Origin of the sequence: Actinokineospora bangkokensis (assembly GCF_001940455.1) — a bacterium.
Taxonomy (GTDB): domain Bacteria; phylum Actinomycetota; class Actinomycetes; order Mycobacteriales; family Pseudonocardiaceae; genus Actinokineospora; species Actinokineospora bangkokensis.
This window is the reverse complement of record NZ_MKQR01000005.1, coordinates 209,844-236,619: the sequence shown is the minus strand read 5'-3', so window position 1 is coordinate 236,619 and position 26,776 is coordinate 209,844. Positions and strand designations below refer to the sequence as shown.

19 protein-coding genes are annotated in these 26,776 nt (G+C 69.8%); 11 read left to right on the top strand and 8 right to left on the bottom strand.

The genetic code is table 11. The features are described from left to right. Positions 1–123 precede the first annotated feature (123 nt). The gene (locus tag BJP25_RS03665) at positions 124–1,323 is read left to right on the top strand and encodes an ATP-grasp domain-containing protein (protein ID WP_075973320.1); all 1,200 of its coding nucleotides are present in this window, start codon (positions 124–126) and stop codon (positions 1,321–1,323) included. Between the two features lie 108 nt (positions 1,324–1,431). Further along, positions 1,432–2,271, top strand: a complete 840-nt coding sequence (locus BJP25_RS03660; RefSeq protein ID WP_075973352.1) for a helix-turn-helix transcriptional regulator — start codon at positions 1,432–1,434, stop codon at positions 2,269–2,271. A 97-nt stretch (positions 2,272–2,368) separates the two neighbouring features. On the opposite strand, the gene BJP25_RS03655 is transcribed toward BJP25_RS03660, so the two are convergent. Next, the gene (locus BJP25_RS03655; RefSeq protein WP_075973319.1) at positions 2,369–3,313 is read right to left on the bottom strand and encodes an SDR family oxidoreductase; all 945 of its coding nucleotides are present in this window, start codon (positions 3,311–3,313) and stop codon (positions 2,369–2,371) included. A 358-nt stretch (positions 3,314–3,671) separates the two neighbouring features. Between BJP25_RS03655 and BJP25_RS03650 the strand changes: the two genes are divergently transcribed. Then, complete coding sequence (locus BJP25_RS03650) at positions 3,672–4,514, top strand: hypothetical protein (protein ID WP_075973318.1); 843 nt, start codon at positions 3,672–3,674, stop codon at positions 4,512–4,514. A 51-nt stretch (positions 4,515–4,565) separates the two neighbouring features. Here BJP25_RS03650 and BJP25_RS03645 read toward each other — a convergent pair whose 3' ends face one another. The 4 genes from BJP25_RS03645 to fdh are packed head-to-tail and all read right to left on the bottom strand — an operon-like array spanning position 4,566 to position 10,110. Beyond that, complete coding sequence (locus tag BJP25_RS03645; protein WP_075973317.1) at positions 4,566–4,853, bottom strand: barstar family protein; 288 nt, start codon at positions 4,851–4,853, stop codon at positions 4,566–4,568. Positions 4,854–4,907: 54 nt separating this feature from the next. Continuing rightward, positions 4,908–5,906, bottom strand: coding sequence for an NrfD/PsrC family molybdoenzyme membrane anchor subunit (gene nrfD, locus BJP25_RS03640; protein WP_075973316.1), 999 nt, complete (start codon positions 5,904–5,906; stop codon positions 4,908–4,910). Further along, positions 5,906–6,820, bottom strand: a complete 915-nt coding sequence (locus BJP25_RS03635) for a 4Fe-4S dicluster domain-containing protein (protein ID WP_084793654.1) — start codon at positions 6,818–6,820, stop codon at positions 5,906–5,908. Before BJP25_RS03635 ends, nrfD begins: the two co-directional genes overlap by 1 nt. A gap of 17 nt (positions 6,821–6,837) precedes the next feature. Then, positions 6,838–10,110, bottom strand: a complete 3,273-nt coding sequence (fdh, locus tag BJP25_RS03630) for a formate dehydrogenase (protein ID WP_075973315.1) — start codon at positions 10,108–10,110, stop codon at positions 6,838–6,840. Positions 10,111–10,474: 364 nt separating this feature from the next. On the opposite strand from fdh, the gene BJP25_RS03625 reads away from it, so the two are divergent. Both BJP25_RS03625 and BJP25_RS03620 read left to right on the top strand, forming a co-directional pair. Next, positions 10,475–10,714 (top strand): helix-turn-helix domain-containing protein, encoded by a 240-nt coding sequence (locus tag BJP25_RS03625; RefSeq protein ID WP_084793640.1) that lies wholly within the window; start codon positions 10,475–10,477, stop codon positions 10,712–10,714. Positions 10,715–10,874: 160 nt separating this feature from the next. After that, complete coding sequence (locus BJP25_RS03620; RefSeq protein ID WP_075973314.1) at positions 10,875–11,480, top strand: tyrosine-type recombinase/integrase; 606 nt, start codon at positions 10,875–10,877, stop codon at positions 11,478–11,480. Positions 11,481–12,114: 634 nt separating this feature from the next. Here the strand turns inward: BJP25_RS03620 and BJP25_RS36505 are convergent. Next, the gene (locus tag BJP25_RS36505; RefSeq protein ID WP_084793639.1) at positions 12,115–12,444 is read right to left on the bottom strand and encodes a GIY-YIG nuclease family protein; all 330 of its coding nucleotides are present in this window, start codon (positions 12,442–12,444) and stop codon (positions 12,115–12,117) included. Between the two features lie 435 nt (positions 12,445–12,879). Between BJP25_RS36505 and BJP25_RS03615 the strand changes: the two genes are divergently transcribed. From BJP25_RS03615 to BJP25_RS03600, 4 genes are all read left to right on the top strand, one after another. Next, positions 12,880–13,578 (top strand): NUDIX hydrolase, encoded by a 699-nt coding sequence (locus BJP25_RS03615; RefSeq protein WP_075973313.1) that lies wholly within the window; start codon positions 12,880–12,882, stop codon positions 13,576–13,578. A gap of 158 nt (positions 13,579–13,736) precedes the next feature. Continuing rightward, positions 13,737–14,621: a 5'-methylthioadenosine/S-adenosylhomocysteine nucleosidase gene (locus BJP25_RS03610; protein WP_075973312.1), complete on the top strand. Its 885-nt coding sequence runs from the start codon at positions 13,737–13,739 to the stop codon at positions 14,619–14,621. Continuing rightward, positions 14,618–16,597: a hypothetical protein gene (locus tag BJP25_RS03605; protein ID WP_075973311.1), complete on the top strand. Its 1,980-nt coding sequence runs from the start codon at positions 14,618–14,620 to the stop codon at positions 16,595–16,597. Before BJP25_RS03610 ends, BJP25_RS03605 begins: the two co-directional genes overlap by 4 nt. 58 nt (positions 16,598–16,655) lie before the next feature. Next, positions 16,656–17,213: a hypothetical protein gene (locus BJP25_RS03600; protein WP_075973349.1), complete on the top strand. Its 558-nt coding sequence runs from the start codon at positions 16,656–16,658 to the stop codon at positions 17,211–17,213. Between the two features lie 728 nt (positions 17,214–17,941). Here BJP25_RS03600 and BJP25_RS03595 read toward each other — a convergent pair. Next, positions 17,942–22,021, bottom strand: coding sequence for a WD40 repeat domain-containing protein (locus BJP25_RS03595; protein WP_075973310.1), 4,080 nt, complete (start codon positions 22,019–22,021; stop codon positions 17,942–17,944). Then, entirely contained in the window at positions 22,018–23,430 is a 1,413-nt protein-coding gene (locus BJP25_RS03590; RefSeq protein WP_084793637.1) for a lipase/acyltransferase domain-containing protein, read from the bottom strand. The genes BJP25_RS03595 and BJP25_RS03590 overlap by 4 nt, the downstream gene beginning before the upstream one ends. Positions 23,431–23,529: 99 nt before the next feature. Between BJP25_RS03590 and BJP25_RS03585 the strand changes: the two genes are divergently transcribed. Both BJP25_RS03585 and BJP25_RS33980 read left to right on the top strand, forming a co-directional pair. Beyond that, entirely contained in the window at positions 23,530–25,515 is a 1,986-nt protein-coding gene (locus BJP25_RS03585) for an AAA family ATPase (protein ID WP_075973309.1), read from the top strand. Continuing rightward, on the top strand, positions 25,512–26,776 hold a 1,265-nt coding region (locus BJP25_RS33980), incomplete at its 3' end, for a WD40 repeat domain-containing protein (protein WP_198943329.1). The genes BJP25_RS03585 and BJP25_RS33980, both read left to right, overlap by 4 nt.

Genomic DNA, 26,776 nt, shown 5'->3' with positions numbered 1-26,776 from the left:
CCCGCCCTTGCCCCCCGGGGGCCCCCCCCCCCCCCCGCCCGCGAGGAGCACGGGACCCCCGAGGACCCGGCACCACCCGCCCAGCGCGATCCCACCCCACTGCCCGGCATGAAGGAACCGCCCATGTCTGACCCCGTCGTGCTGCTGCTCGGCCACGCGTCGGCCACCCACCACGGCCGTGACCAGTTGCGCCGCGTCAGCGCCCAGGTGCGCCGCCGGGGCCTGCGCCTGGTGGGCGCCGACGCGGTGGCGGTGGAGTCCGACCTGATGGACGAGACCGTGGTGTTCGACCCGCACGACCCCGTGGCCGCCCGCCGCTGGGCGGCCGCCGGATCGATGCCCGTCGACGCGGTGCTGACCTTCCGCGAGATGTGCGTGGAGTCGGTCGCCGCGATCGCGGACGAGCTGGGGCTGCCCGGCAACTCGCCGCAGGCCGCGCGCACCATCCGCACCAAGGACCTGTGCCGCGAGGTGCTGCGCGCGGCGGGGATGCCCCAACCGAGGTGTTCGGTGGTGTCCGATGTGGATGGCGCACGGGCGGCGCTGGTCGGCGCGGGGCCGTGGGTCGTCAAGCCGCGCGGCGCCATGGGCAGCGTCGGCGTGTCGCTGGTCTCCGGTGCGGACGACCTGCCGGGCGCGCTGGCGGCGCTGCCCGCCCCGGGCGAGCCCTTCCTGGTCGAGGAGTTCGTCACCGGCCCCGAGTACTCCGCCGAGGGCGTCTTCGTGGGCGGCGAGCCCGTGGTGATCGCCCTGACCGCCAAGTCGACCGGGCCCGGTTTCGTCGAGACCGGACACCGGATGCCCGCGCCCCTGGACCAGGCCGCGGAGGCGGCCGCCCGACAGGAGGTCACGCGCGCCCTGCGCGCGGCGGGCCTCACCCACGGGGTGTTCCACGCCGAGTTCTGGCTCACGCCCACGCCGGTGCTGGGCGAGCTGCACGCCCGCCCCGGTGGGGACTTCATCCACGCCCTGCTCGAACACGTCCACCCCGGGCTGGAGCTGTTCGGCACGCTGGTGGACGACCTGCTGGGCGTCGCACCGATCCCCGTGCCCCCCGCCGCCGCAGCGGCGGCCGTGCGCTTCCTGCCCGTTGCGCCGGGCACCGTGACCGCCGTGGACGGCTGGCCGGACCCGGCCACCACGCCGGGGGTCATCGCCGCCCACCTGTCAGCCACCCCCGGCACCGTCGTGCGGCCCGTCACCAACTCCGCCGACCGACCCGCCGTCCTCGTCGTCGGCGCGCCCACCGGCGCGGAGACCGACGACCTGCTGGACGACCTGGTGAACGGCATCCGGATCGAGGTGCGACCGGACAGCCGGTGACACCCGGCTGGGTCGGCCCAGCAGCCCGAAGGGGGGATCGTCGATCCGAGGCTACCTCCGCCCACCCGGGGTAGAAACGAGGCAGGACTGGCGAGAGGGGTGAGCGTCGTGATCGATCGCACCGGCCTGGCAGGCTTCCTCCGCAGCCGCCGCGAGGCGCTGCAACCGGAGGACGTCGGCCTGCCCCGGGGGCAGCGCCGCAGGACCAGCGGGCTGCGGCGCGAGGAGGTCGCGGCGCTGTGCAACATGTCGGCCGACTACTACTCCCGCCTGGAGCGCGAGCGCGGTCCGCAGCCGTCACCGCAGATGCTCGCCTCGATCGCCCAGGGGCTCCACCTGTCCCTCGACGAGCGCGACCACCTCTTCCGGTTGGCCGGGCACACCCCGCCGCCGCGCGGCAGCTCCAGCGAGCACGTCAACCCCGGCCTGCTGCGCATCCTGGACCGGCTGGCCGACACCCCCGCGGAGATCGTCACCGAACTCGGCGAGACCTTGCGGCAGACACCCATGGGTGTCGCCCTCACCGGCGACACGACCCGGTTCACCGGCCCGGCCCGTAGCACCGGCTACCGGTGGTTCACCGACCCGGGCGCCCGGGACCTGTACGCCCCGCAGGAGCACGCCTTCATGACCCGGATGTACGTCGCGGGCCTGCGCGCGATCGCCACCCTGCGCGGCCCCGGCTCCCGGGCCGCCCACCTGGCCACCCTGCTCTTGGACTCCAGCGACGAGTTCCGGCGGGTGTGGGACGACCACGAGATCGGCATCCACCCGCACGACACCAAGCACTTCGTGCACCCGGAGGTCGGTGCCCTGGAGCTGAACTGCCAGCGCTTGGTCGACCCGGACCAGGCCCACTCCCTGATGGTCTACACCGCCGTCCCCGGCACGGAGAGCTACGAGAAGCTCCAGGTCCTGTCCGTCATCGGCGCCCACGCGCTGCGCTGAGCCCCCCGGACCGGCCCGCCCCCACCGGGTCGCTGGGGCGACGGCGGTGGGGAAGTCGGGACCAGGCGGCTCCGGGAATCCGACGGGGTGACGGCTCTCAGGAGACGTCGACCGTCGTCTTCGTCAGCTGCTCGGAAACCTCCCACACGCGTGCCGCCTCGTCGGCGCTGCGCAGTCGCGAGTAGAGCTTCTGCTCGGCGGGCGGCCCACCGACGCGCCCGGGCCACCCCGGGCCGTAGAAGCCCCCGGGCTCGGCGTGGGGGTCCGTGGCCGCCATGAGCGCGGGCAGCGCGGCCGACTCGACCGTCCCGAGCAGGATGCCCTTCTCCGACAGGAAGCGGATCAGCCGCCTGGCCGCCTTGTCCTCACCGCGCCCCAGCTCGGGTCGCGCGGCGAGCAGGTTCGTCGGCGCGACCCCCGGGTGCGCGAGGTTGCTGGTGATGCCCCACCCACCGGCGCGGCTGCGCCGGTCGAGCTCCAACCCGAACAGCCCGAACGCGATCTTCGACTGGCTGTAGGCCCGCCCGCCGTCGTAGCCCCGCTCCCAGTTCAGGTCGTCCCAGTTGATCGACCCCTGGTTCGCCGCGATGCTCACCTGCGACGTCACCCGCGCGCGCCCCGCCCGCAGCAGCGGCACCAGGTGCGCGACGAGCGCGAAGTGCCCCAGGTGGTTCGTGCCGAACTGCAACTCGAACCCGTCCGCCGTGGTCTGCCGCTCCGGCGGGGTCATGACACCCGCGTTGTTGATCAGCAGGTGGATCGGCCGACCCTCCCCCCGCAACACCTCCCCCAGCGCGGCGACGGACGCGAGCGAGGACAGGTCGAGGTCCCGCAGCGAGACCTCCGCACCGGGCGCGGACCGCCGGATGGAGGCGATCGCGGCCTCCCCCTTGCCCCGGTTGCGCACGGGCATGATCACCTCCGCGCCCGCCCCCGCGAGGCGCGCGGCCATCACCAGCCCCACACCGTCGCTGGCCCCGGTGACGACGGCGACCTTCCCACTCAGGTCGGGAAGCGTGATGTCGATCGGCTTGCGCGCCATGGTCCACTCCTCGAAGTCAGGTCCTCGGCCCCACTGTCGCGGACCTCCCCCGCGTCATCCAGGGACTGGCGATCCACCCCTCACGGACCGAACCACGACCGACCGCACCCCGCGACCCGAGGTGGCACCGGGCGTGCCGAGCGGATATCCAGGTGACCCGAGCCTGTTCGGTTGGCAGACTCGGGCGCGTGCGTGAGGTTCGCAGGGACGTGGTCGCGGTCGCGGGCGTGAAGGCGATGGCCTGGGTGGGAGATCAGCTCTTCGACGTCGCGGCGGGGTGGCGATCGATTCCGCTTGCTGGTCTTCAGGGTCTTCAGGGTCTCCGCGGTACACGTCCTACGGCCCCCTGTTCGACGCCGTGGTGGTGTCGCCGTGCGGGGAGGTCACCGCGCTGGTCGCGAGCACGGGGACGAAGGCGCTGATCCTGGACTCGGACGGGCAGGTGATCCGCGAGGTCGACCGCAGCTACTACTGCGCCCACGCGTACCGGTACCCGTTGGCGTTGTTCACGCTGCTGGACGGCCGCACCGGGCTGGCGCACTGCCCCGACAGCTACGACCGGCTGGAGGTCGAGGTCGCCCTCACGGGTGAACGCCTCACCACGGACGTCGACCGCGAACCGCAGGACTTCTTCCACTCGCGGTTGGCGGTCTCGCCCGACGGCCGCTACCTGCTCAGCGCCGGGTGGGTGTGGCACCCCTACGGGTGCGTCGCGGTCTACGACCTGCACCGAACGCTGGCCGGGTCCACCGCGCTCAACCCCGCAGGCACCCCCGTCGATCCCGGACCGCTCGTGCAGGCGGAGGTCTCCGGTGCCTGCTTCCTCGACCAGGACGTCGTGCTCTCCACGTCCGCGGAACCGAACGACCCCGAGGGCCCGGAGGAACTGGTGCCCGACACGTTGGCGCGTTGGTCGACCACCACCGGCACCTTCCTCTGGCGCAGGCAACTCGACACAACCGCAGGAGACCTCATCCCGATCGCGGGCGATGTCCTCGCGCTGCACGGTCACCCGCGGCTCTTCGACGGGGAAACCGGGTCACTGATCGCGGAATGGCCCGAAATCGATACAGGCCACTCGGACGGCCCCTTGGTGGGGGGCGACCCCTTCTCCGGGCCGGCACGAGTCGCGGTCGATCAGACCGGCCCGCGGTTCGCGGTGACCGACGGCGACCAGGTCAAAGTCGTCCACCTGGGCTGATCTGACATCCCGCAGCCCCGCCCCGAGGATCATCGCGCCGAACCCCCTGGGTCATTCCGATAGCGAGAAGTCGAGTTGGGGGCGCTTGAACTGCTTGTCGCGTTCAGCGGCCTTGCGGAGCAGCCCCGACAGCAGGTCGAACTCCTCCGCCCCCATCCCCCGCCTGCTCAGTCGAGCGTTCACCCACTTCACGTGCACCGGCCGCTCGATGGACCCCGTCAGCACATCCCACAGCGCATTGCCGTTCGACCCGTAGTACGGCAGGTCGAACGCGTCCGCGACGAAGTCGTGGAACTTCTGCGCCGAGTCGATCACCGCGCCATCAATGACCACGTCCATGGCGTCATTCCTACCGTGGGGACCATCGCACCAGCACGCCCGGTGCCTCCCCGGTCATGACGCGCCCGCCACCCGTTCGCGTTGCGGGACGACGACGTACTTGGGGTCTTCCGCGGAGGCCACGCCCGCGTGGAAGATCCCGAAGCGGGTGCAGGCCGACCCCGCCAGGGACGCCAATCCGCCCACCACGGCGGCGGTCCGGGACCGCCTGCCCGCCAGTCCGCCCAGGAGCGCACCTGCGGCGGTGAGCGCGGTCGCGGCCTTCATCAGCGCGCCCGCGCGCCCGGTGCGCAACGTCTCGACGGGCAAGCCCATGCGGCGCTTCATCACCTCGGTGGCGGTCAGCTCGACCGCGGCGCCGAGCAGGGCCGCCCGCCGCGCGGGGCCTGCCTGGGCGACGGGCGCCACCACCATCCCGAGACCGCCGGCCGCGCTCGCGGCGGAGCCGACGAAGACGAACGGCATCTGCCGGTGGCCTTCGTGCCAGGTCGGGACGGCGGTGTCGGAGATGAGCGCCGCGGTGTAGGCGGCCACGGCGGGCCCCACCAGCGCAGCGCCCACGGTGGCCGCGCGCCCGAGCCCGGTGAAGCGGCCGGTGAGCGCGGTGACAGCGGACAGGCCCGCCTGCGGGCCGTAGGCCACGAGGACCCAGGACCCGATGCTCATGGGCGAACTGGGCTTGACCACGCGCAGCATGTGCAGGAAGCGGGCGGGCCTGCCCAGGTCGTGCACCAGCGCGACGAGCGACCCGGTGATCGCGACCAGCGCGCCGGTCTTGCAGCCCTTGGCCAAGGCGGGCCGCCCGGTCAGGTCGGCGCCCGCCGCCAGGACGGAGGACGCCCCGGCCAAGCCGCCGAGGAACAGGTAACCCGCGATGTCGCGGGCGGACCAGGTGGGCTTGTTGAGCACCGGTTTGCCGTAGTAGGAGGTGAACTCGGCGTCGGGCACCACGGCCTGCTCGCCGCGCCTGCCCCGGCGCCCGCGCCGCCGCTTGTCCCCGGTGACAGCGGTCCGCTGGGGCGGTGCGGCGGGGTCGGCGGGCACGTCGGTCATCAGGACCTCCCCAGGAACGCGGCCGCGAGGCCGGTGAGCAGGGCACCTGCGGCGACACCGACCCGCTTCCACATCGCGGGCAGGTCGCGGGTCGTGACGACGGGGTCGGGCGGCAGGCCGTACACCTCGGGCTCGTCGAGCAGCAGGAAGAACGCCCCCGCGCCGCCGACGCCGTCGTCGGGGTCGTGGCCGTAGAGCCGGGCATCGGTCACGCCCGCCGCGCGCAACTGCTCGACCCGCCGCCCCGCGCGCTCGCGCAGCTCGTCCAGTTCGCCGAACTGGATGGAGTCGGTGGGGCACGCCTTGGCGCAGGCGGGTTCCTGGCCCGCGCCCAGGCGGTCGTAGCACAGGGTGCACTTCCAGGCCCGGCCGTCGTCCTCGCGCTGGTCGATGACCCCGTAGGGGCAGGCGGGCACGCAGTAGCCGCACCCGTTGCAGATGTCCTCCTGCACCACGACGGTGCCGAACTCGGTGCGGAACAGCGACCCGGTCGGGCAGACGTCGAGGCAGGCGGCGTGGGTGCAGTGCTTGCACACGTCGGAGGACATCAGCCACCGGAACTCCGACCGGGCGCCGCCACCCTGCTCCCCGGGCTTGGCGAACGCGGGCATGCCCAGGTCCGCGGTGCCCGCCGTCCCCGCGGCGCCGGACTGCCCGCCCAGGGGCTTGCGCTGCTCGATGAAGGCGACGTGCCGCCAGGTGTCCGCGCTGAGGCCCTGGGTGTTGTCGTAGGACATCCCGGTGAAGACCAGCCCGTCGTCGGGGACGTGGTTCCACTCCTTGCACGCCACCTCGCACGCCTTGCACCCGATGCACACGCTGGTGTCGGTGAAGAACCCGTAGCGCGGCGGCGGGTCGGCGTACCCGCCCGAGCCCGGTGGGTCATCGCTGGTCAGCAGGTCGCGCAGGTCCATCGACTCGTGGTCCACGCTCACACCCCCGTCCCGGTCCGGTCGGTGATGCCCGCCCGCCGCTGGTAGTCGGCCACCAGGTCCGCGCGGGCCCGCCCGCGCGGCCTGCGACCCGGCCGGATGTCGGCGCTGAAGGCCTTGACCTCCTGGATGTGCGCGCTGGGGTCGAGGACGATCGACGACAGCTCGTTGGCCGCGTCCCCGGTGCTCAGCCCGTTCGGCCCCCAGTGGTAGGGCAGGCCGATCTGCTCCAGCACCCGTCCCTGCACCCGCAGCGGGGCCATCCGGTCGGTGACCAGCACCCTGGCCTCGATCGCACCGCGCGCGGTGACCAGGGTGGCCCACCCGCCGTTGGCCAGGCCCTCCCGCGCGGCGAGCTCGGGGGACACCTCGCAGAACAGCTCGGGCTGGAGCTCGGCCAGGTAGGGCGTCCACCGCGACATGCCGCCCGCGGTGAAGTGCTCGGTGAGCCGGTAGGTGGTGACCACGTACGGGAACACCTCACTGCCGAGCGACCCGCCGTCGGGGTGGTAGCGGTTGTGCTCGTGCGGGTAGGCCAAGCGCGACGGGTTGCGCTGCTGGCCGTAGAGCGCGTTGGGCACAGGCGAGTCCTGCGGCTCGTAGTGGGTCGGCATCGGACCGTCGAGGATGCCCGCGGGCACGTACAACCACGCCTTGCCGTCGGACTGCATGATGAACGGGTCGATCCCGGAGATGGCGGCCACCCCGGACGCGCCGGATTCCGGCCGGTAGTGCGGGGACTTCCCCTTCTCGAAGTCGGGGACGTCGTAGCCGGTCCACTCCCCCGCCGCCTCGTCCCACCACACCAGCTTCTTGCGCTCGCTCCACGGCGACCCGTCCGGCCGGGCCGACGCGCGGTTGTAGAGGATGCGCCGGTTCGCGGGCCACGCCCACGCCCACTCCCGGGCGACCCAGTCCTGCTCGGTGTGCGGCTTGCGCCGGGCGGCCTGGTTGACCCCGTCGGCGTAGACGCCGCAGTAGATCCAGCACCCGCACGAGGTGGACCCGTCCGCCTTGAGCTCGGTGTAGGCGGTCAGCGGCGCGCCATCGGCGCCCCGGCCGTTGATCTCGGCCAGCACCGCCTCGGCGCTCGGCTCGTCCAGCGGACCCTCGGTGGGGTAGTCCCACGTCAGGTCCAGCACCGGCCGGTCGCGGGGGTCGTCGGAGTCGGCCAGCTCCGCGCGGATCAGCCTGCCCAGGTGGTACATGAACCACAGGTCGCTGCGGGCATCGCCCTTCGGCTCGACGGCCTGGTGGTGCCACTGCACCATGCGGTTGGTGTTGGTGAAGCTGCCCGACTTCTCGGTGTGCGCGGCGGCCGGGAAGAAGAACACCTCGGTGCCGATGTCCGCGGTGGCCAGCTCACCGCTCTCGACCTCCGGCCCGTCCCGCCACCAGGTCGCGCTCTCGGTCAGGGAGAAGTCGCGCACGACCAGCCACTCCAGGTTGGCCATGCCCATCCGCTGCATCTTGGCGTTGGCCGACCCCACCGCCGGGTTCTCCCCCATCAGGAAGTAGCCCTTGCACCGGCCCGCCAACTGCTCCAGCACGGTGTCGTACGTGCTGTGGCTGCCGGTGAGCCGGGGCAGGTGGTCGAAGCAGAAGTCGTTGTCCGCAGTGGCCGCGTCACCCCAGTACGCCTTGAGCAGGCTCACCACGTAGGTGTCCATGTTGGCCCAGAAGCCCTTGCGCGCGGAATCGGCGTCGAGGTAGCCCGCCAGCCCCTGCTGGTGGTGGGCGTAGGGCATCGGGATGTAGCCGGGCAGCAGGTTGAACAAGGTGGGGATGTCGCTGGACCCCTGGATGCTGGCGTGCCCGCGGAGCGCCTGGATCCCACCGCCGGGACGGCCCATGTTGCCCAGCAGCAGTTGCAGCACGCACGCCGCGCGGATCATCTGCGACCCGGTCGTGTGCTGGGTCCAGCCGACGGCGTAGACGAACTCGCTGGTCCGCTCCGGCCCGGAGTTCTCCACGAGGTCGCGGCACACCTCCAGGAACGTGTCCTGGGGGATGCCGCACACCTGCTCGACCACCTCCGGGGTGTAGCGCGCGTAGTGCCGCTTGAGGACCTGGAAGACGCACCGGGGGTGCTGCAGGGTCTCGTCCCGCTGGGGTTCGCCCTCCATGGCCGTCCCACCGGAGCCGTGCACCTCCCCGCGACCGCTGGCCCGCACGTGGCCGCTGTCGCCGGTCCGCCGGTCGTCGTCCGCTCCCCCACCGCGGGTCTGGTCCCGCTGCCCGGAGGCGGGCGCCACCGACACGCCCTCGTAGGACCACGTGTCGAACGAGTACTGGCGGCTCTCCCCGTCGAACCCGGAGAACAGGCCGTCGAGGTCCTCGGTGTCCTGGAACTCCTCGCTGACCAGGGTGGCGGCGTTGGTGTAGTTGACCACGAACTCGTGGAAGTGCGACCCCGTGCCCAGCACGTGGTTGATGATCCCGCCGAGGAACGCGATGTCGGTGCCCGCCCGGATCGGCACGTGCAGGTCCGCCAGCGCGCTCGTGCGGGTGAACCGCGGGTCGACGTGGATCACCTTCGCCCCGCGCGCCTTCGCCTCCATCACCCACTGGAACCCCACGGGGTGGCACTCCGCGAAGTTCGACCCCTCGATCACGATGCAGTCGGCGTGCTGGAGGTCCTGCAGGAAGGTCGTCGCCCCACCCCGCCCGAACGAGGTGCCCAACCCCACCACCGTCGAGCTGTGGCACACCCTCGCCTGGTTCTCGAGCTGCACCACCCCCAGCCCGGTGAGCAGCTTCTTGATGAGGTAGTTCTCCTCGTTGTCCAGCGTGGCCCCACCCAAGCTGGCGATCCCCATCGTCCGGTTGACCCTGCTCCCGTCCTGCTCGTCCTGCCACGTCTCCCGCCGCGTGCGCACAACCCGCTCGGCCACCATCCGCATCGCCGTGCCCAGGTCGAGCTCCTCCCAGTCGGCGCCGTGGGGAGGGCGGTACAGCACCTTCTGCCGCCTGCTCGCCCCGGTCGTCAACTGCAAGCTGGCCGAGCCCTTCGGGCACAACCTCCCCCGGCTCACCGGCGAGTCCGGATCCCCCTCGATCTGCACAACCTCACCATCGCGGACATACACGTCCTGCCCACAGCCGACCGCGCAATACGGACAGATCGACTTGACCACCTTGTCCGCCGCAGCCGTACGGGGCCGCAAACCGCTGCTGCGCCTCGACTTCGCCGCAGCGGCCTTGGCAGCCTTGTCCTCCCCCGTCAACTGGCGATACACCGGCCACGACCGCACCCACTCGCGCGCGTTCATCCGTCGAACCTCCCACCGGTCGACTGCGTCCGCCGCCAGCCGGGCGAGAGGTGCACGAGGCCCGGAGACCTGCCAGCCCGCGGCCTGCGCCGTCCAAGCACGTCCAGCCCGGTCAACTCGCCTGGCATGCCACCCTCCCCAGCTGCGCGTCGCGGCTGGCTACCCCCACATCAGCACCACAAACGCACCGCTCCGGCACCCGAGCGCACCGGCCGTGGCCGACCCCCCAGCCCCACCTACTGGGTCCACCCATCCACCGCGGACAGGGGACATGACACCCAGCCCCGGCGGCGGGCACCCCGGGTATTTCTGCGGCTTCTGCGGTTTTCTGCGGCAGCCCAGCCCCTCCGAGAGGACTCCCGTGATGACCAACCACGAGCCCGGCCCCACCCCGAACGACCTCACCAGCGCGAGCAACAGGCTGCCCGAGCTGATCTCCGTGGCGGCGGCGCAGCTGCTCGGAGTCAGCCGAGCGACCGCCTACCGTGCCGCCGCGGCTGGCGACCTGCCCACCAGGAGGTTCGGGAAGCGCCTGTACGTCGTCCGCCGCAAGCTCGACGCCTGGCTCGACGGCAACGAGCACATCGACGAGGTGGCGGCATGAGCAAGCGCAGCACCAACCGCCGTCGGCAGTTGCCGGGCAGCGTGTTCGCCCGCGGTCGCAGTGGGCGTTCAAGTTCCACGGCCCACCACACCCGCTCACCGGCAAGCGCGACCCGATCAGCCAGGGCGGGTTCGCCACCGAGGACGAAAAGTGGGACAAGATGCGGGCCGCGCAGGAACGGGTGGCCCAGGGCACCTACACGCCCCCGTCGCAGGCGACCGTGGCGGAGTTCTTCCAGCGGTGGTTCAAGTCCCTGAGCACCACGACGGCCCCGACCACTGCGACCAACTACGAGAACCTGGCCCGCGCCTACGTCCTGCCGGTCATCGGCCAACGCCGTGCACGAGACCTCAGCCCGGAGATGATCTCCACCCTGTACAACCACCTGCTCACCCAGGGTGTGCTCGTACCCGCGATGAAGGCGGCCAAGGTCTGGAACTACGTCGCCACCAACCCCATGCCGCAGGTCACGTCCCCCTCGGTGGAGAGGCGCACTCACACCACCTGGTCGGCCGACGAGATGCGGAGGTTCCTCGACGCGGCCCGCCAGGACCGCTGGTATGCGCTGTGCGACGTGCGTATGTCCCAAGCCGTTGAATGCAGTTTAGGGCCGTTCGGAGCGCATTTCTGCTCCCCATTTGCTCCCCGGTGCGCTCCCATGCGCAGGCGTGGTGTACAGCCCGCAGCTCCTAACCGCACGGGTCAGATCGGCTGGGCTGAGTTTGGACCCTCGCAGGTCAAACACGGTGGCGCGATGCGCCATTGAGGTCAAGCTCCCATTGCTGCCCAGTCTCACGCAAGCCGCCGACGCGGGGCACTTCCAGCGTCGCCAGGTCACGTTGCACGTCGTCGTATCCGCACACGGGCTGATCCAACAACTTCGACCAGCAATCGCGTTGCGGGCGCGCCGAAAAGCTGTCGAACCTACCCGATCGGACTATCCTCAACTATCAAGCACGCGTCGTGCGGCAGCCTCGCGAACACACTCGTTTAGTGGCACGAGCGGACGACGGACAACGAGACTATCAGGCCGAAAGCTGAGCGAGGAGATCAAGAGTTGCGCGGATGCCGCGATTCGCCTACTCGCATACCGAGTTGTGGAAGCCAGAAGCTTTGGGAGGACGATTGACTGCCAAAATCGTCAGACCCACTAGACGATCCTGCGGGTTGCAGGATCAGCACGGGAGAGCGCAGCCGTAACGCGGCACGGATCACCTGGACCATTGTCTCAGTTGGATCCTCAGTGACCATATTAAACAGGAGTGGGAAGCCCTCAGGACTGAGTAAGGGGCTTGCTGTCCTGCAGACCACCTAACAATGCGAGTCAAAAGCGAACATCGCCATCGAGCACGCAGGATTTTCAATGGTGCCATCGAGCCACAGCAGCCTATGTCCAGGCTCTAGGCGTTCCCTGCCGATGATCGGCAATTTCGAGACATCGCCTGCACGATCAAGGGATGGCACGGGGTCGATGGTGCAGTGTCCCACGCTTCGATACCTCCGGCCTGGATTGACGCCCGCTGGATGGCTGCCACTGCCTGTGCTGGCGTAACGGTGAAATACTCACGTCTGGGGTCGACACGATGAAAGGCCAGTAGCTCATGCGCTCGACGCTCGACGGCGGCAGAATGAGAGGTGAGCGTGCGGTAAGCCACCGTAAACGGCAAAGGTACGGCGGTGATGCGGAGCTTTCGTGCACGGTTCTCGCCGAGGTGTCTCAGTATATCCAACCTTCACCATGTCCGGCATGGCCAAACTGGTGAGGACATACACGAAACCGACTGGCCGTATCGCCACGATAGATCAAGTTACCGCAAGCACGGAGCCCTACCAATGCAGAGCGGTGATCCGTGGCTACGTCGATCTGATCCAGCTGATCTGACCGACGCGGTCATCACCTTCCTCGCACGCTGACAGAACGTGTTGCGCCGACCAGCCGCGATCGCCAGCGGTGGCCGAACATCGCGCTGACCAGTGGAAACAGAGAATCCGCTGTGTGCAGGCGAGCGGTTCACGCCGGTCGAGCACCACTTGACGGTCGGTCAAGTAGTACCGCGCTCCAGGTTTGCTCCTGCTCCGCCCTGCGCTCGTCTTCCGGCGTGACTACCCGAGGATGGGAACCTCCGCGCACCGGAGTTGCCGGTCGCGATGGGTACCCTCCGGCTATGGGTCGCATCCACGAGGCAGTCAGGCTCACCGCCGACTTGATCATCCTGACCATTCGGGACGGTGCATTGAACGTCCTGCTTGTGGAGCGGGAGAACGAGCCGCATCGGGGCAGGTTGGCGCTGCCGGGAGGGTTTCTGCGCGGCGACGAGCCCCTGGAGCGGACGGCGGAGCGGGAATTGGCCGAGGAGACCGGCTTGGACGCCAGTGCGTTCCGGTTGCGGCAAGTGCGCGTCTACTCCGAACCGGATCGGGACCCACGTCGCCCGAGGGTGATCACCTGCGGCTTCCTGGCCATCGCGCCCAACCTGCCCTCGCCCGTCGCGGGGTCCGATGCGCGCTCCGCGCGGTGGGTGCCGGTGGTCGAGGCGGCGGGGGCGGCCCTAGCGTTCGACCACGGCCGGATCCTGGCCGACGCTGTCGACTTGGCTCGCGACCTGCTCCAGTTCAGCACGGTCGCCACCGCGTTCTGCGGGCCCGAGTTCACCATCGGCGACCTGCGCGAGGTCTACGAGACCGTCTGGGGTGTGGCGCTCGACAGGCCGAATTTCCACCGCAAGGTGACTGACGCGCTCGGCTTCGTGGAGCCCACCGGCGGAAAGCGGCCGTCCCCTGGGGGCAGGCCCGCCGCGCTCTATCGCGCTGGAGGCGCGACCGAGCTCAGCCCCCCGATGATGCGCCCCCGCGTCGACGCCTAACCTACTTTTTGTCAGTTTGACTCTTGGCTTCACAGCAGGGTTGTGACTGTAGTACCCTTAGGGTCATCGTGACAATAAGCGCTGGGTGATCCCGGTGCTGGCCTGTCGGAGCAATCAGGGCGACCGCGGGTCTCCGGTGATGTCTTGGGGTGGATCAGGTGAAGGTGATCATGACAGCGCTGAATGAGGAGCACGCGGCGGTGCGGGAGCACCTCGACGGTGTGCGGCCGCACCGCCGTGACGGCACCGTGTTCGACGTGGGTGTGGTGGCCGGACACCCGGCGCACCGCGTCGCGCTGGCGCTGACCGGTGCGGGCACTGCGCCCGCGGCGGTCCTGACCGAGCGGGCCCGTGTCGAGTTCGCTCCCTCCGCAATGGTGTTCGTCGGCGTGGCGGGCGGGTTGCGCGACTGGTTGGCCATCGGCGACGTGGTCGTCGGCACCAAGATCTACTCCTATCAGGGCGGTCGGAGCGAGGACGACGAGTTCTTGGTTCGACCCTCCGCGTGGTCGGTCGCCCACTGTCTCGACCAGGAGGCGCGGCGGCTGCTGCGGGGCAATGCGTGGCACGCCTTCTTGCCGGGAGGGTCGGAAGACAAGGCCCCGGTCGCGTACTTCGAACCCATCGCCGTCGGCGACGTCGTGCTCAACTCACGCAAGTCGGAACTGGCCGAAAGGCTGCGCACCAGCTACAACGACGCTGTCGCGGTCGAGATGGAGGGATCCGGCTTCGCGCACGCGGCCCACCTCGGCAACCAGGTGCCTGCCATCGCCGTGCGCGCGATCAGCGACCACGCCGACGGTGGCAAGGCGTCGGCCGACCGTCTCGGCGGGCAGCGCCTGGCCGCCCGCAACGCCGCAGCCTTCGCGATCGCGCTCATCACGGCGTTGGAACCCGACACGTCCGATGCTGCCGACTCCGTTGACGACAACCAGAACCCATCTCCGGCACCCGTCATCCACAGCTCCAACACCGCACGCGACAACGCCAGTGTGGGTCAGCAGATCGGCGTGAACCTCGGCTCCCTGTGGGGTGGCCGGTGAACACCTTCGTCAGGGACGTAAAAATAGCGAACGACAATACCGCTTCCGACGAGGCCCAGGTCGAAAGCCAGATCGCCGCGCAGTTGGTGGATAGCGTCGTCCACGAAATGACGGTCTACAACCTCAGTGGGCGTGAGACCCCTGAGCGCAAGCAAAAAATAGCACTTGCGTACCTAAACGGTGGTGTGCCGCGGACTGCGGAGCGCAAACTTCACGAACTTGTGTTCACTGAAACGCCGAACTCGCAACGCATCTACTACTATGTGCTCGCTGTTTTCAGTGAACGCGGCCCTGACGACTTCGACGTCGACCGGATTGCGGATGTTCGGAAAGCCCTGCGACTGGGTGAGGGACTGCGCACCGACGAGTGGAAGCGCGCCTGCCAGGTCGTCCGCAGCCTGGTCGAGCGCGCGCAGTCAGACAATGACGTCGGTTCCTACGACGCCGTGGAGGGGTTCGGCGACCTGTCCGCCGACCGGCAGGATGAGATCAGCAGGCACTTGACGCGGTTTGTCGGCGCGGGTGTCGAACAGCGGCTCGACGCCAAGCGCAAGCGCAAAGTCGGTGTCGAGCGTCTCGGTGACCGCCGCCGCGAGCGAGCGCGGTTGTTCTTCGAGCCGGAGCCCTCCGCCCCGACGCACTACCAGGTCCGCATGTCCCTGCCCGACCTCAATGAGGCGAAGCGACCGCTGCTCTGGGGGCTGCTCGCCTCGGTGGCGTTCGCCGGACTTGTGGTGACCGCGTCCGGGTTCCTGGTCTGGGCGGGGGTGTCGCTGGTGGGGGCCGGTTGCGCCGTCGTCGCCCGCTACGGCGTCCCGTCCCGCGCGCAGTTGCTGCGCAAGCTCTTCCGGAAGCCCGAGCCGCGAGAGCCGGAGAAGAAGCCGCAGCCGCGCACGCCGGTTGACGTACTTGTTGACAACTCCTTCAGAGAGGCCCGCCCCCAGTACGCCAAGAACTGGCCCAACTACGCCGCCCCCTACCGCACCCGGCTCAAGAAGCGCTTCAACGACCAGATCGCCGAAGACGAGGACCCCAAGCAGTACAAGTGGCTCTTCGACTGGCACGCCCGCCGGGTCGCGGCGCGCTGGCCGCACCACGACCGGGGAGTCGAACCGGAGGCGGTCCTGCGCAACGCGCTCCAGTGGCAGCTGGGCGGGATCGCGGCGCTGCTCGTCGGGGTCGTCTTCCTGGCCGTGGTGCAGCGCTGGCTGGTTGTCCCACTGGTGGCGGGCGGGTGGATGGGGCTGCCGGTCCTGGCCGAGGCCATCGCCACCCGCCGGACCGCCGTTCGCCTGCGCAGGGAGGCGGAGAAGCTGTTCGCCGACGAGCACGCCGAGTACGAGCGGTGGTCCGAGGAGCTCAAGGGGCGCCCGTCGGACGCAGAGATGGCGCGGTGGTTGGCTCTCGACAAGGCCCACCTGCGGGCGGAGGCGGTGCGCAAGACCAACCTGGCTGAGCACGACCTCGTCTCGCATGTGGTCATCAACCAGATGGCCCCCGGCGCACGCCGCGGATCGGTGCGGTCGGGACCGCCGAGGTACACGAAGTACGACGTCATGATCATCCTGCTGACCCGGTTCGGTGTGCGCACCTCGCGGGTTCGCCTGGACTTCACCACGGGCGCCCTCGGCAACGAGGACTGGGACGTCTTCGGCTACGACCGCATCGCGTCGGCGTCGCTGAAGACCAAGGTGAGAACTGTGGGTGGTGCCACCCCGACGGACCCGGCCCGCACGGTGCACCACCGTCGGTTCAGCCTCGGGCTGCTTGACGGGACGAAGATCATCGACCTTAACGAGCGGGTGGACCTCGATGACGCCGACGTCGAGGAGGCGGAGTTGGAGCAGTTGGCGGCAGCCACCTCAGGCATGGACGCGGCCTTCCCGGTGCTGCGCGCGGTCGCCCTGCACGGCCCGGCGTGGATCACGCACGAGCGCGGGCGCCGGGCCCTGTGGTCCAAAACCTGGTCGGGCTGACCGGACACCGGTCTGGGCACCGCCTGAGTGCCCGGACACCTCGACGAGGAGCGTGGACATGCGGACGAGAAAACGGAACACCGGGGCCGAGGACGCCGTCAGAGCAGTCCTGCTGGCGGAGTACGAGGCTCTCAAGGCTGAGCAGAAGTCGCGAATCGCCCTGCGGGACCGGCTGGTGTACACCGCGCTGGCCGCCCTGGCGGCGACCCTGGCGCTGGCGCTGCAACCGGTCGAGCGCCCGCACCTGGTCCTGCTCCTGCCGCTGGTGTGCGTCGTGCTGGGCTGGACGCACCTCGCCAACGACCAGAAGATCACCGCGATTGGCGCGTACCTGCGCGGTGAGGTCGCTCCGGTGCTCGCCCACCGGGCAGGCCCCCTGGCGAACCTGCTCTCCTGGGAGACCCACCACCGGGCGTCGCGGTACCGCCGCGTCGACAAGTGCGCCCAACTCGCCGTCGACCTGCTGGCCTTCGCGGTCCCTTCGCTACTGGCGACCGCGTTCTACTGGACGTCCGGTGACGTGCATCCCGCCCTGTTCGCCGGATCCATACTCGAAGCGCTGGTCACCTTGGCCCTGGGAACCCGCGTCATCCTCGCCGCGGACCTAACTCCGTAAACCCGGAACCCGGTCCGAAGAGCCGCCATCACTGGCATCACCGCTGGACCTTGTGCCAGATCGACGACACACGTCGACAACCACACAATGTTCATCAAAGGTAACACACGGCGGTCGCGAGCTCGTCGCATCCCGGCGCTGTGGCCGGTTTATCCCCGGCAGCACGGAGGTCGCAAAGCATGTGGGGCTCCAGAACTCGGCTCGATGCCTCTGACCTGCGAGTTAGGCTGCCGGGGCCGTCCCTGTGCGATCGGAAGGGGTCGTGACTGGGCTTGGTCGATTCTGCGGCTGGCGGAGATGCTGGCTGCGGTAGTCGAGACCGTGGTGACAACCAAGTGTTCACCTACCTACGGGCCCCGAGTCAGCCGTACGATGCCGTTGACCTGTGGCTGGACGCCGTTGCAGGTTGTCGATTGCTGCTCAGAGAGCCCTTATGTGTGAACCATGTATGACGTACCGCATTGACCACGCGGAAGAAGGTTTTAGCCGGTCAATTCGACTTCGCCAGACACTGTTGAGTGCCGTTCAGGGTCGTTCAGCTTGAATTTTTGCTCCCCGTTCGCTCCCCGCAATGCTCCCAACATCTCGTACGCCAGGGCGGGCTGTGGCGTCGCGTCCATGCTGGCGTGCAGCGCTATCGGGCGGGTTGCTGGAGCTCGACGATCACAGGCTGCCCCATCTACGGCAATCCGAGGCGTCTCTGGCTTACTTGCGCAGGGCGACCTACGTTAGTGGAGGGCAATATTCATCAGTGACTGCGAGGAGCTGATAATCATGCTGCACAGGTCGAATGAATATAGAGAAGAAATTGGGAGATCGAAAGTAATTTGGTTGCTTGGGTGACCCGTGGTCGGGTCCCACAACCGCACCGACCCATCGCGGCTGCCGGTGGCGATCAGGGTCCGTCTATCGGGCATTGGCACCGCCACCGCCGCCACCACCCCGTCGTGGTGTCCTGTGAGTGGGTTCCCGATCTGGGTGCCGGTGGCCGGGTCCCACAACCGCACCGTGGCATCGTCGCCGCCGGTGGCGAGCAGGGTGCGCCCGTCGGGCATTGGCACCGCCACCGCCGCCACCACCCCGCCGTCGTGTCCGGTGAGTGGGTTCCCGATCTGGGTGCCGGTGGCCGGGTCCCACAACCGCACCGTTCGGTCGATGCTGCTGGTGGCGAGCAGGGTGCGCCCGTCGGGCATTGGCACCGCCGCCACCGCCCACACCCAGCCGTCGTGTCCGGTCAGTGGGTTCCCGACCTGGGTGCCGGTGGCCGGGTCCCACAACCGCACCGTCGCATCATCGCCGCCGGTGGCGAGCAGGATGCGCCCGTCGGGCAGCGGCACCGCCGCCACCGCCCACACTCCGCCGTCGTGTCCGGTGAGTGGGTTCCCGATCTGGATGCCGGTGGCCGGGTCCCACAACCGCACCGTCGCATCATCGCCGCCGGTGGCGAGCAGGGTCCGCCCGTCGGGCAGCGGCACCGCCGCCACCGCCCACACCCCGCGGGTGTGTCCTGTGAGCGGGTCCCCGATCTGGATGCCGGTGGTCAGATCCCACAACCGCACCGTCGCATCATCGCCGCCGGTGGCGAGCAGGATGCGCCCGTCGGGCAGCGGCACCGCCGCCACCGCCCACACCCCGCGGGTGTGTCCTGTGAGCGGGTCCCCGATCTGGATGCCGGTGGTCAGATCCCACAACCGCACCGTCCCATCGGCGCCGCCGGTGGCGAGCAGGGTCCGCCCATCCGGCATTGGCACCGCCGCCACCGCCACCACCCCGCCGTCGTGTCCGGTGAGTGGGTTCCCGACCTGGGTGCCGGTGGCCGGGTCCCACAACCGCACCCTCCCATCGTCGCCGCCTGTGGCGATCAGGGTCCGCCCATCCGGCATTGGCACCGCCACCGCCGCCACCGCCCGCACCCCGCCGTCGTGTCCGGTGAGTGGGTTCCCGACCTGGGTGCCGGTGGCCGGGTCCCACAACCGCACCGTCCCATCGCGGCTGCCCGTGGCGATCAGGGTCCGCCCGTCGGGCATCGCCACCGCCGCCACCGCCCACACCCAGCCGTCGTGTCCGGTGAGCGCGTCCCCGACCTGGGTACCGGTGGCCGGGTCCCACAACCGCACCCTCCCATCGTCGCCGCCAGTGGCGATCAGGGTCCGCCCATCAGGCATTGGCACCGCCGCCACCGCCCGCACCCCGCCGCGATGTCCTGTGAGCGGGTTCCCGACCTGGGTACCGGTGACCGGGTCCCACAACCGCACCGTCCCATCGATGCTGCCCGTGGCGATCAAGGTCCGCCCATCAGACATTGGCACCGCCGCCACCACCCCGTCGTCGTGTCCGGTGAGCGGGTCCCCGACCTGGGTACCGGTGACCGGGTCCCACAACCGCACCGTCCCATCGATGCTGCCTGTGGCGATCAGGGTCCGCCCATCAGGCATTGGCACCGCCACCGCCGCCACCACCCCGCCGGTGTGTCCGTTGATGATCTTGTGTACTGGTTGTGGCGGCGTGTTGAGCCAGTTGAGGTCCCAGTCGCCTACTGGTGGGGGTGGTTCGGGGGTGAGGGAGTGCCCGTGGCGTCGGGTGGCGATCTGGCGCAGGGCTCGTCTGGTATTGGCCGGGGCTGTGGGTAGGAGGTGGCTTGCTCCGATGATGCCTGCTACGGCAGGGGGAAGGGGGAAGTGGCCGAACGCGTGTTGCATAGCGTCGTTGGTCGTGGTTTGGGGGTTGAGGCGATCGAGGACGGTGGTGTGGGTAGCGAGGGATTCCCACGATGGCTGGCCTGCGGTGACGCAATGGCCTGTGAGGTGGTGGGTGGTGTAGGGGTTCAGTTCGCTTTTGGGGTCGGGGTCGGAGTGGTTGATGAGAGCTGTCGCGATGCGGTGGTGGGTGTCGCGGTCCGCGGGTGAGGGGGTGGTTTCGGAGGTGAAGTGTTCGGCGAAGGTGCGGTGGGCCAGGCGGTAGACGGAGTGGCCGTGCTCGCGGTCGTGGAGGATGTAGGGGGTGGCGGTGTTGATGAGGTTGTGGACGTGGTGGGGGGTGATGATGGTGGGGTCGGCCGGGTCTGTGGTAGCGACGGCGGTGGCGATGGTGGCGCAGATGTTGTCCAGCAGCGGGATTCCGCGGCCTCGGGCGTAGGCGAGTGCGGCAAGGATGTGCCGGTTGACTGGGTGGGCGTTTGCGAGGCGGTCGACCGCGCGGGAGAACAGGCCGCGATGGGTGGTTGTGAGCAGGTCGCGAAGAGCGTTCCCGGCGGGGATGGCTCCGGTGGCGCGGATCTCGTGGATGAGCAGGCGGGCGAAGAGGAAGTGCTTGTCCTGGGCGCTGACGGCGGTGGCGCAGGCGGCGATTGTGGTGGGATCGACGTGAAGTGCGCCTTGGTTGACTGCCGCGTTGAGGCTGGCGGTGATGTAGTCGTAGAGGGCCTGCGGGTCTCGGTTAAGCGTGAGGGTTTGGGACGGGTGCGCACCGAGTGCGGTGAGCAGGTTGGTGTCGGCGGGGTTGGGGTGGTCTGGGCCTTCGAGGGTGCTGCGGCGGGTGCCGACGACGAGGCGGACGCCCGGCAGGGCTGCCATTGATCGGAGGACGGCTTGGGCGGTGGTGAGCGGGTCGACGCCTTCGTCGAGCGCGTCGGCGAGGATCGTGCACGGCGTAGTGGTCGTCCGTCGGCGCAGGGCGTCGGTGAGCCAGGTGAGGCGTTCGGTGAGTCCCGTGAGGGGCGGCGTTCCGAGTTCGAGGTGGGCCGCGAGGTGGTTGATGAGGTCTGTTGTGGACATTCCAGCGAGATGGACCACCGTGTCAAAGATGTCATCGGGTGCACGGTGATGTGGTTCGGCCTCGGCTAGCAGTGCGTGCTCGGCCAGTACTCGACGCAGGCCGGGTCTGGTTTGGAGGACGAGGTGTCCGAGGAAGGCGGATTTACCCGCTCCGGCGTCCCCGGTGACGACCAGCAGTCCGCGGGTGTGTTCGCGCAGCCAGGTAACAACGTGCTCTGCTTCGCTGTGGCGGCCCTGGTAGTACCAGGACATCTCGCCGATTTCGGCACCTTGGGCTTTGACGAGGTAGTGGTAGCGCTCGTCGGGGGTGAGGGTGGCGAGCGCGGCGCGGATCTCGTCGGAGATGTCGAGGGGGATCCCGGGCGGCGGCGTTGCGCCGTCTCGGCGCAGTGTGTGGCCGGGGGCGACCTTGAGGACGATCTCGGCGTCGGGGAGTTGAGTTCTCAGGCCGCTGGCGAGGTGCCAGAGGTCGATCTCGGGGTCAGTGGCGTGGTCGCGGCGCACGAGGTCGTGGAGTGCCCGGGTGAAGCGGCCGAGATTGGTGCTGCCTGCGCCGGAGGTGCCAACCAGGAGGACGCTGCGGGGGCCGCCGCGGATGTCAATCTCGGCGCTGAGGCGTTGGATGAACTGGGCCGAGCGACAGGCGTCGATGATGACAATGGTCCAGTGGCCCTCGGGGTTGGCATCGGCGCGGGCGCGGATGGCGCGGGCGAGGGTGTTGGGTTGGGTACCGATGTCGCCGGACTGGGTGCTGTTGGCGTGGGCGAGCCAGGCGCTGGTGGCATCAGCCCAGCCGTGGCCGACCCAGTAGAGGATGCTGTGGTTCGCGGTGGAGCTGGCCCAGGCGGCGCGTCGGGTGTCGACGGAGGTGGAGTGGCGGGCCTCCATGGGGGTGTCCCATGGCACGAGGTGGGCGCCGAACTCGGCGAACAGGTCGGCGACGGCGTCCACCTCAGCGTCGGCGCCGGGCAGCGGTGCAAGCCGAGGGTCGTTGGGGAATTCGCCGAAGGCGAAGGGGAAGAACTCCAGGGTCATGGGCGGTTGTCCACGGCGAGGACGTACTGCACGACCGGCGAGGTCGAACCGCCGCCGTCGACGCTGACCCGGAACAGGCCCGGGTAGGGCAGGAACCCGTCCATTGCGACGATGTCGCCGCGGCGGTCGGCGGTGGCGTGGAGGACCTCGGCACCGGTGTCGGCGTCGGCGATGGTCATCGAGGTGATGCCCGGTTCTGCGTTGACCAGCTCGGCGGTCCACTCGGTGCCGGGGTCGACGATGTCGGGGAGAGAGACGCCGAGGTCGCCGTCGCCCAAGCGCGGGCCCTGGTCGGCGCGGCCGTGCAGGAGGATGTCGCGGACGAAGGCCACCGCCTCGTCGGACTGGGCGAGGGTGGTGTGCTGCTGGGGGATCCGTTCACGCACGTCGCCGTGCGGGGGGCGGGCGGAGTTGCGGGGGACGGTCCCGTCGCCGCGTCCGGGCAGGTGGATCAGGCGGCCGTTGGGCTCGCGGCGCAGCTCGCCGTATTCGTCGAGGTCGAAGGTGTGTGCCAGGCCCGTGAGGTTGCCGTGGTCGAGAGTCAGGGTGCTGATGGTGGGCTGGTCGATGCCGATGAGTGGATCGTGGTGCGGGATAGGCCGCTGCCGGGCCTGCCGGTCGGAGAAGGCGGTTTTGACCAGATCGGGGCCGTACGGGTTGTCGATCAGACCTGCTGCGTCGGATTCGGTGAGGCGGGTGACGGTGTCGCCTTGGAGCAGGCACCGGTAGAAGGGCAGCAGGTCGTGGATGCCGGGCATGGTGACCGCGACCTCGCGCAACCGACGGGCGGGTAGCGGAGCGCCCTCCCCGGCGGCGAGGATCAACACGGCCTTGGCGGCTCCGTCGAACGGGGTGCCCAGGGTGATCACCGCCCGCACGCCGTCGATTTCGGGCATGGCCTGGCACAGCAGCCCGCCCATCGAGTGCGCTACCAGCACCAGCCCCGCCTCAGGGTTGCCGGAGACGGCCCGCCACTGCTCGAGGTGGCGGTGAGCAGCGTCGCCCAGCAGGGTCGCGTTGTGCCGGACCGGCAGCCGCCAGTCGTAGGCGAACTCCAGCACCGCCTGCGGTGAACGTACGACCCGGCTGATTGCGCTGGTCAGCGCGTGGTAGGGCTCGAAGCCAGCCAGGATGGGGGCAAACGCGGGGAACTTCAGCAGCCCGATCGGCTCGACCCGCCGCTTGCCTGCGAGTTCGTCCTCCCGAACCGCCAGCGGGGTCAGCCCAGGCCCGACCGGGCTCCACGCCTTCGCCAGCCAGCCAGGCCGCAGCCCCCAGATCACGTCCCCGGACTCCAGGTCGCGCAGGGCGCTGCCCATGATCCCCGGCACGACCACCACCGCGTCGTCCGTCGACAACCCCGCCACCCGCCCGCCGCCGGTCCACGGCAGCTCGCCTGACCCCGCCATCGCGACTCCCCGTCCGATCCCGCCGTCTGGGCTGCAACGCTACCGGCCGACCGTACGATCACACCTGGCGAACGGACACCCTACGGAAAGGCCGGGCGAGTGCGCGATCCCACGGCGGGCAAAGCCACGCTGTTCGTGCTCGCCATCCGCGACTATCCCGGCGAACGCCCCGACTTCACCGCGGCTGTCGACGAGCAGATCGCCGAGGTCAAAGCCCTGTGGTGCGCCCCTGAGCTGGGGGAACGGGCCCTGTCTGACCATGACCTGGCCCCAGTGCGCACCCGCCACGACCTCGAGGTCGCCATGCACGGGGCGCGCCTGCGCCACCTCGACAAGAACGACACCGCCGTGCTGTTCGTCGTCGGCCACGGCGCACTTGGCGCGACCAAACGCCACTACCTGCTCCTGCCCGCCACCCCCACCGGCGAGCACCTGTCCCACGGCTACCCGACCGCAGACCTTGTTACTGCCGTGCTCGCCACCCGCGCCCAGCACGTGCTGGTCGTGGTCAACGCGTGCTTCGCGGGCAGCCTGGCCAGCGAACTTGCTCAACTGCGCATGGACTTGGACCGCGACCGCAGGGACCTGCCATCCATCGCCGTCTTCGCCTCAGGCGACTTCGACGAACGCCCCCGGGCGCGTCACTTCACCGCCATCCTCGCCGCGCTCCGAGCCAACCTCGCCGGAGCCGAGTACTCGGACACGCACCTCAGCCTTGACGACTTCCGTGACGAGCTCCGCCGCGCCCATGGTGATGTCCACCAGGCCCGGCCGCACGACAACGTCCCCCTGCCGCGCCGGATCTGGGGAGTGGACTGGCCCAGCGAAGACCTGAGCCCGTGCCTGCCCAACCCCGCCTACCGCGCCCCCGACCACATGGTCAGCCCCGCCCGAAGCCAAGTCGCCACCACGACCGCCGAGCTGGACTACTGGCTGGAGAAGGCCACCGGCCGCACCGGCACCACAGACCCCGGCTGGTACTTCACCGGCCGCGTAGGCATCAACCGCGCCGTCTGCGACTTCCTCGCCACCGGCCACGGCATGCTGATGGTCACTGGCGCCGCGGGCACCGGAAAATCCGCCATCCTCGCCCGAGCCGTCACCCTCTCCGACCCCGGTTTCCGAGCAGACCCCAGATACCGCGCCGCGGTCGACACCGCTCCCGCCGGAACCGTCCCGCCCCCCGACAGCATCACCGCCGCGGTACTGGCCCGAGGCAAGAACGCCGAACAACTCGCCGCGCACCTCGTCCATATCCTCGGCGGCACCCCAGACCCCGACGGCACCGCCACCAGGCACGCCAACCACATCCACACCCTGCTTGCGGACACCCCCGCCCCGGTCCTGGTCATCGACGGCCTCGACGAGGCCACCAATCCCCTGCTGCTCATCCCCTCCCTCATCGCCCCTCTGCTCCGCACCAACAGCAGAATCCGCCTGATCATCGGGGTCCGCAGCTCCACTCCGGGGACAACCCCAATCGATGGCCAAGAACTGCTCCACACCCTCGACCGCTTCGGGTCCGACACCGTCACCACGCTGCGCACCGACGACCTCGCCGACACAACCACCGACATCGCCCACTACCTGACCACGCTCCTCACCCTCCACGCCGAGGACCTCGGCCACGCGGCGTTGACCGAACACGTTGCCGCCGAGGTCGCGCCCTCCTTCCTCGACGGACGCTTCGCCGCCCAACACATCCTCGACCGAGGCACCCTTCCCGACCTCGACGACCGAGACCTCGCCGCCGCCCTCGATCACGGAACCGTCGGTCTGCTCCGCCAAGACCTCGTCGACTGCGCCACCCCCGACCACCCCGCCACCGCACTCCTCGCCGCGATGCGCGCCGCCGCCTTCGCCCAAGGCGCGGGCATACCCCGCGCCGACATCTGGCCCGCCATCGCCTCCGCGATCCTCAACGACACCGTCACCCCAGACACCATCACCCACCTGCTCGCCAGCCGCCTCAACGGCTATCTCACCCACGACACCGCCCACGGCCGCACCGTCTACCGCCCCATCCACGAATCTCTCACCACCGCCCTACGCGACCACCCCCACCGCTTCGGGAGCACACCGTGACCACCCCCCACACCCCCGACAGCGACCCAGACACACCACAAGCCATCCACCGCCGCATCACCGAGAACCTGAACGCACTCCTCCCTACCGACCCCACACACCCCCCACACCCCTACATCCGCCACCACCTCATGGACCACGCAGTTCAAGGACACGCGGTCGACGACCACCACATCCCCGCGGACTTCATCCCCTGGGACCAACACCACCACATCCGCAACGCCCTCGGCCTCCCCATCACCCCCACTCCAACCACCGCCACGCTCGCCGCCTGGGCCCACGTCGAGCCCTACCTCAACGACACATCACCCGCCACCCGGGCCCTCAGCCTCGACTTCGCCCGCACCATCACCAATCAACCGCCTCAACACAGGAGTCACTCCCCAGGACTCCGCCCCACTTGGGCACACTGGACAACAACCCCCAATATCCTCGCCCACAACGAGAAACCTATCACCACACTCACCCGACTACCCCTGCCTGATGGGCGGACCCTGCTCGCCACCGGCAGCATCGATGGGAGGGTGCGGTTGTGGGACCCGGCCACCGGCACCCAGGTCGGGAACCCGCTCACCGGACACGACGGCTGGGTGTGGGCGGTGGCGGCGGTGCCAATGCCCGACGGACGCACCCTGATCGCTACCGGCGGCGACGATGGGAGGGTGCGGTTGTGGGACCCGGCCACCGGCACCCAGGTCGGGAACCCACTGACCGGACATCGCGGCGGGGTGTGGGCGGTGGCGGCGGTGCCAATGCCCGACGGACGCACCCTGATCGCCACCGGCGGCGACGATGCCACGGTGCGGTTGTGGAACCCGGCCACCGGCACCCAGATCGGGAACCCACTCACCGGACACGACGGCGGGGTGCGGGCGGTGGCGGCGGTGCCAATGCCGGATGGGCGGACCCTGATCGCCACCGGCAGCGACGATGGGAGGGTGCGGTTGTGGGACCCGGCCACCGGCACCCAGGTCGGGAACCCACTCACAGGACATCGCGGCGGGGTGCGGGCGGTGGCGGCGGTGGCGGTGCCAATGCCGGATGGGCGGACCCTGATCGCCACCGGCAGCATCGATGGGAGGGTGCGGTTGTGGAACCCGGCCACCGGCACCCAGATCGGGAACCCACTCACAGGACATCGCGGCGGGGTGGTGGCGGCGGTGGCGGTGCCAACGCCCGATGGACGGACCCTGATCGCCACAGGCGGCATCGACCGAACGGTGCGGTTGTGGGACCCGGCCACCGGCACCCAGATCGGCGA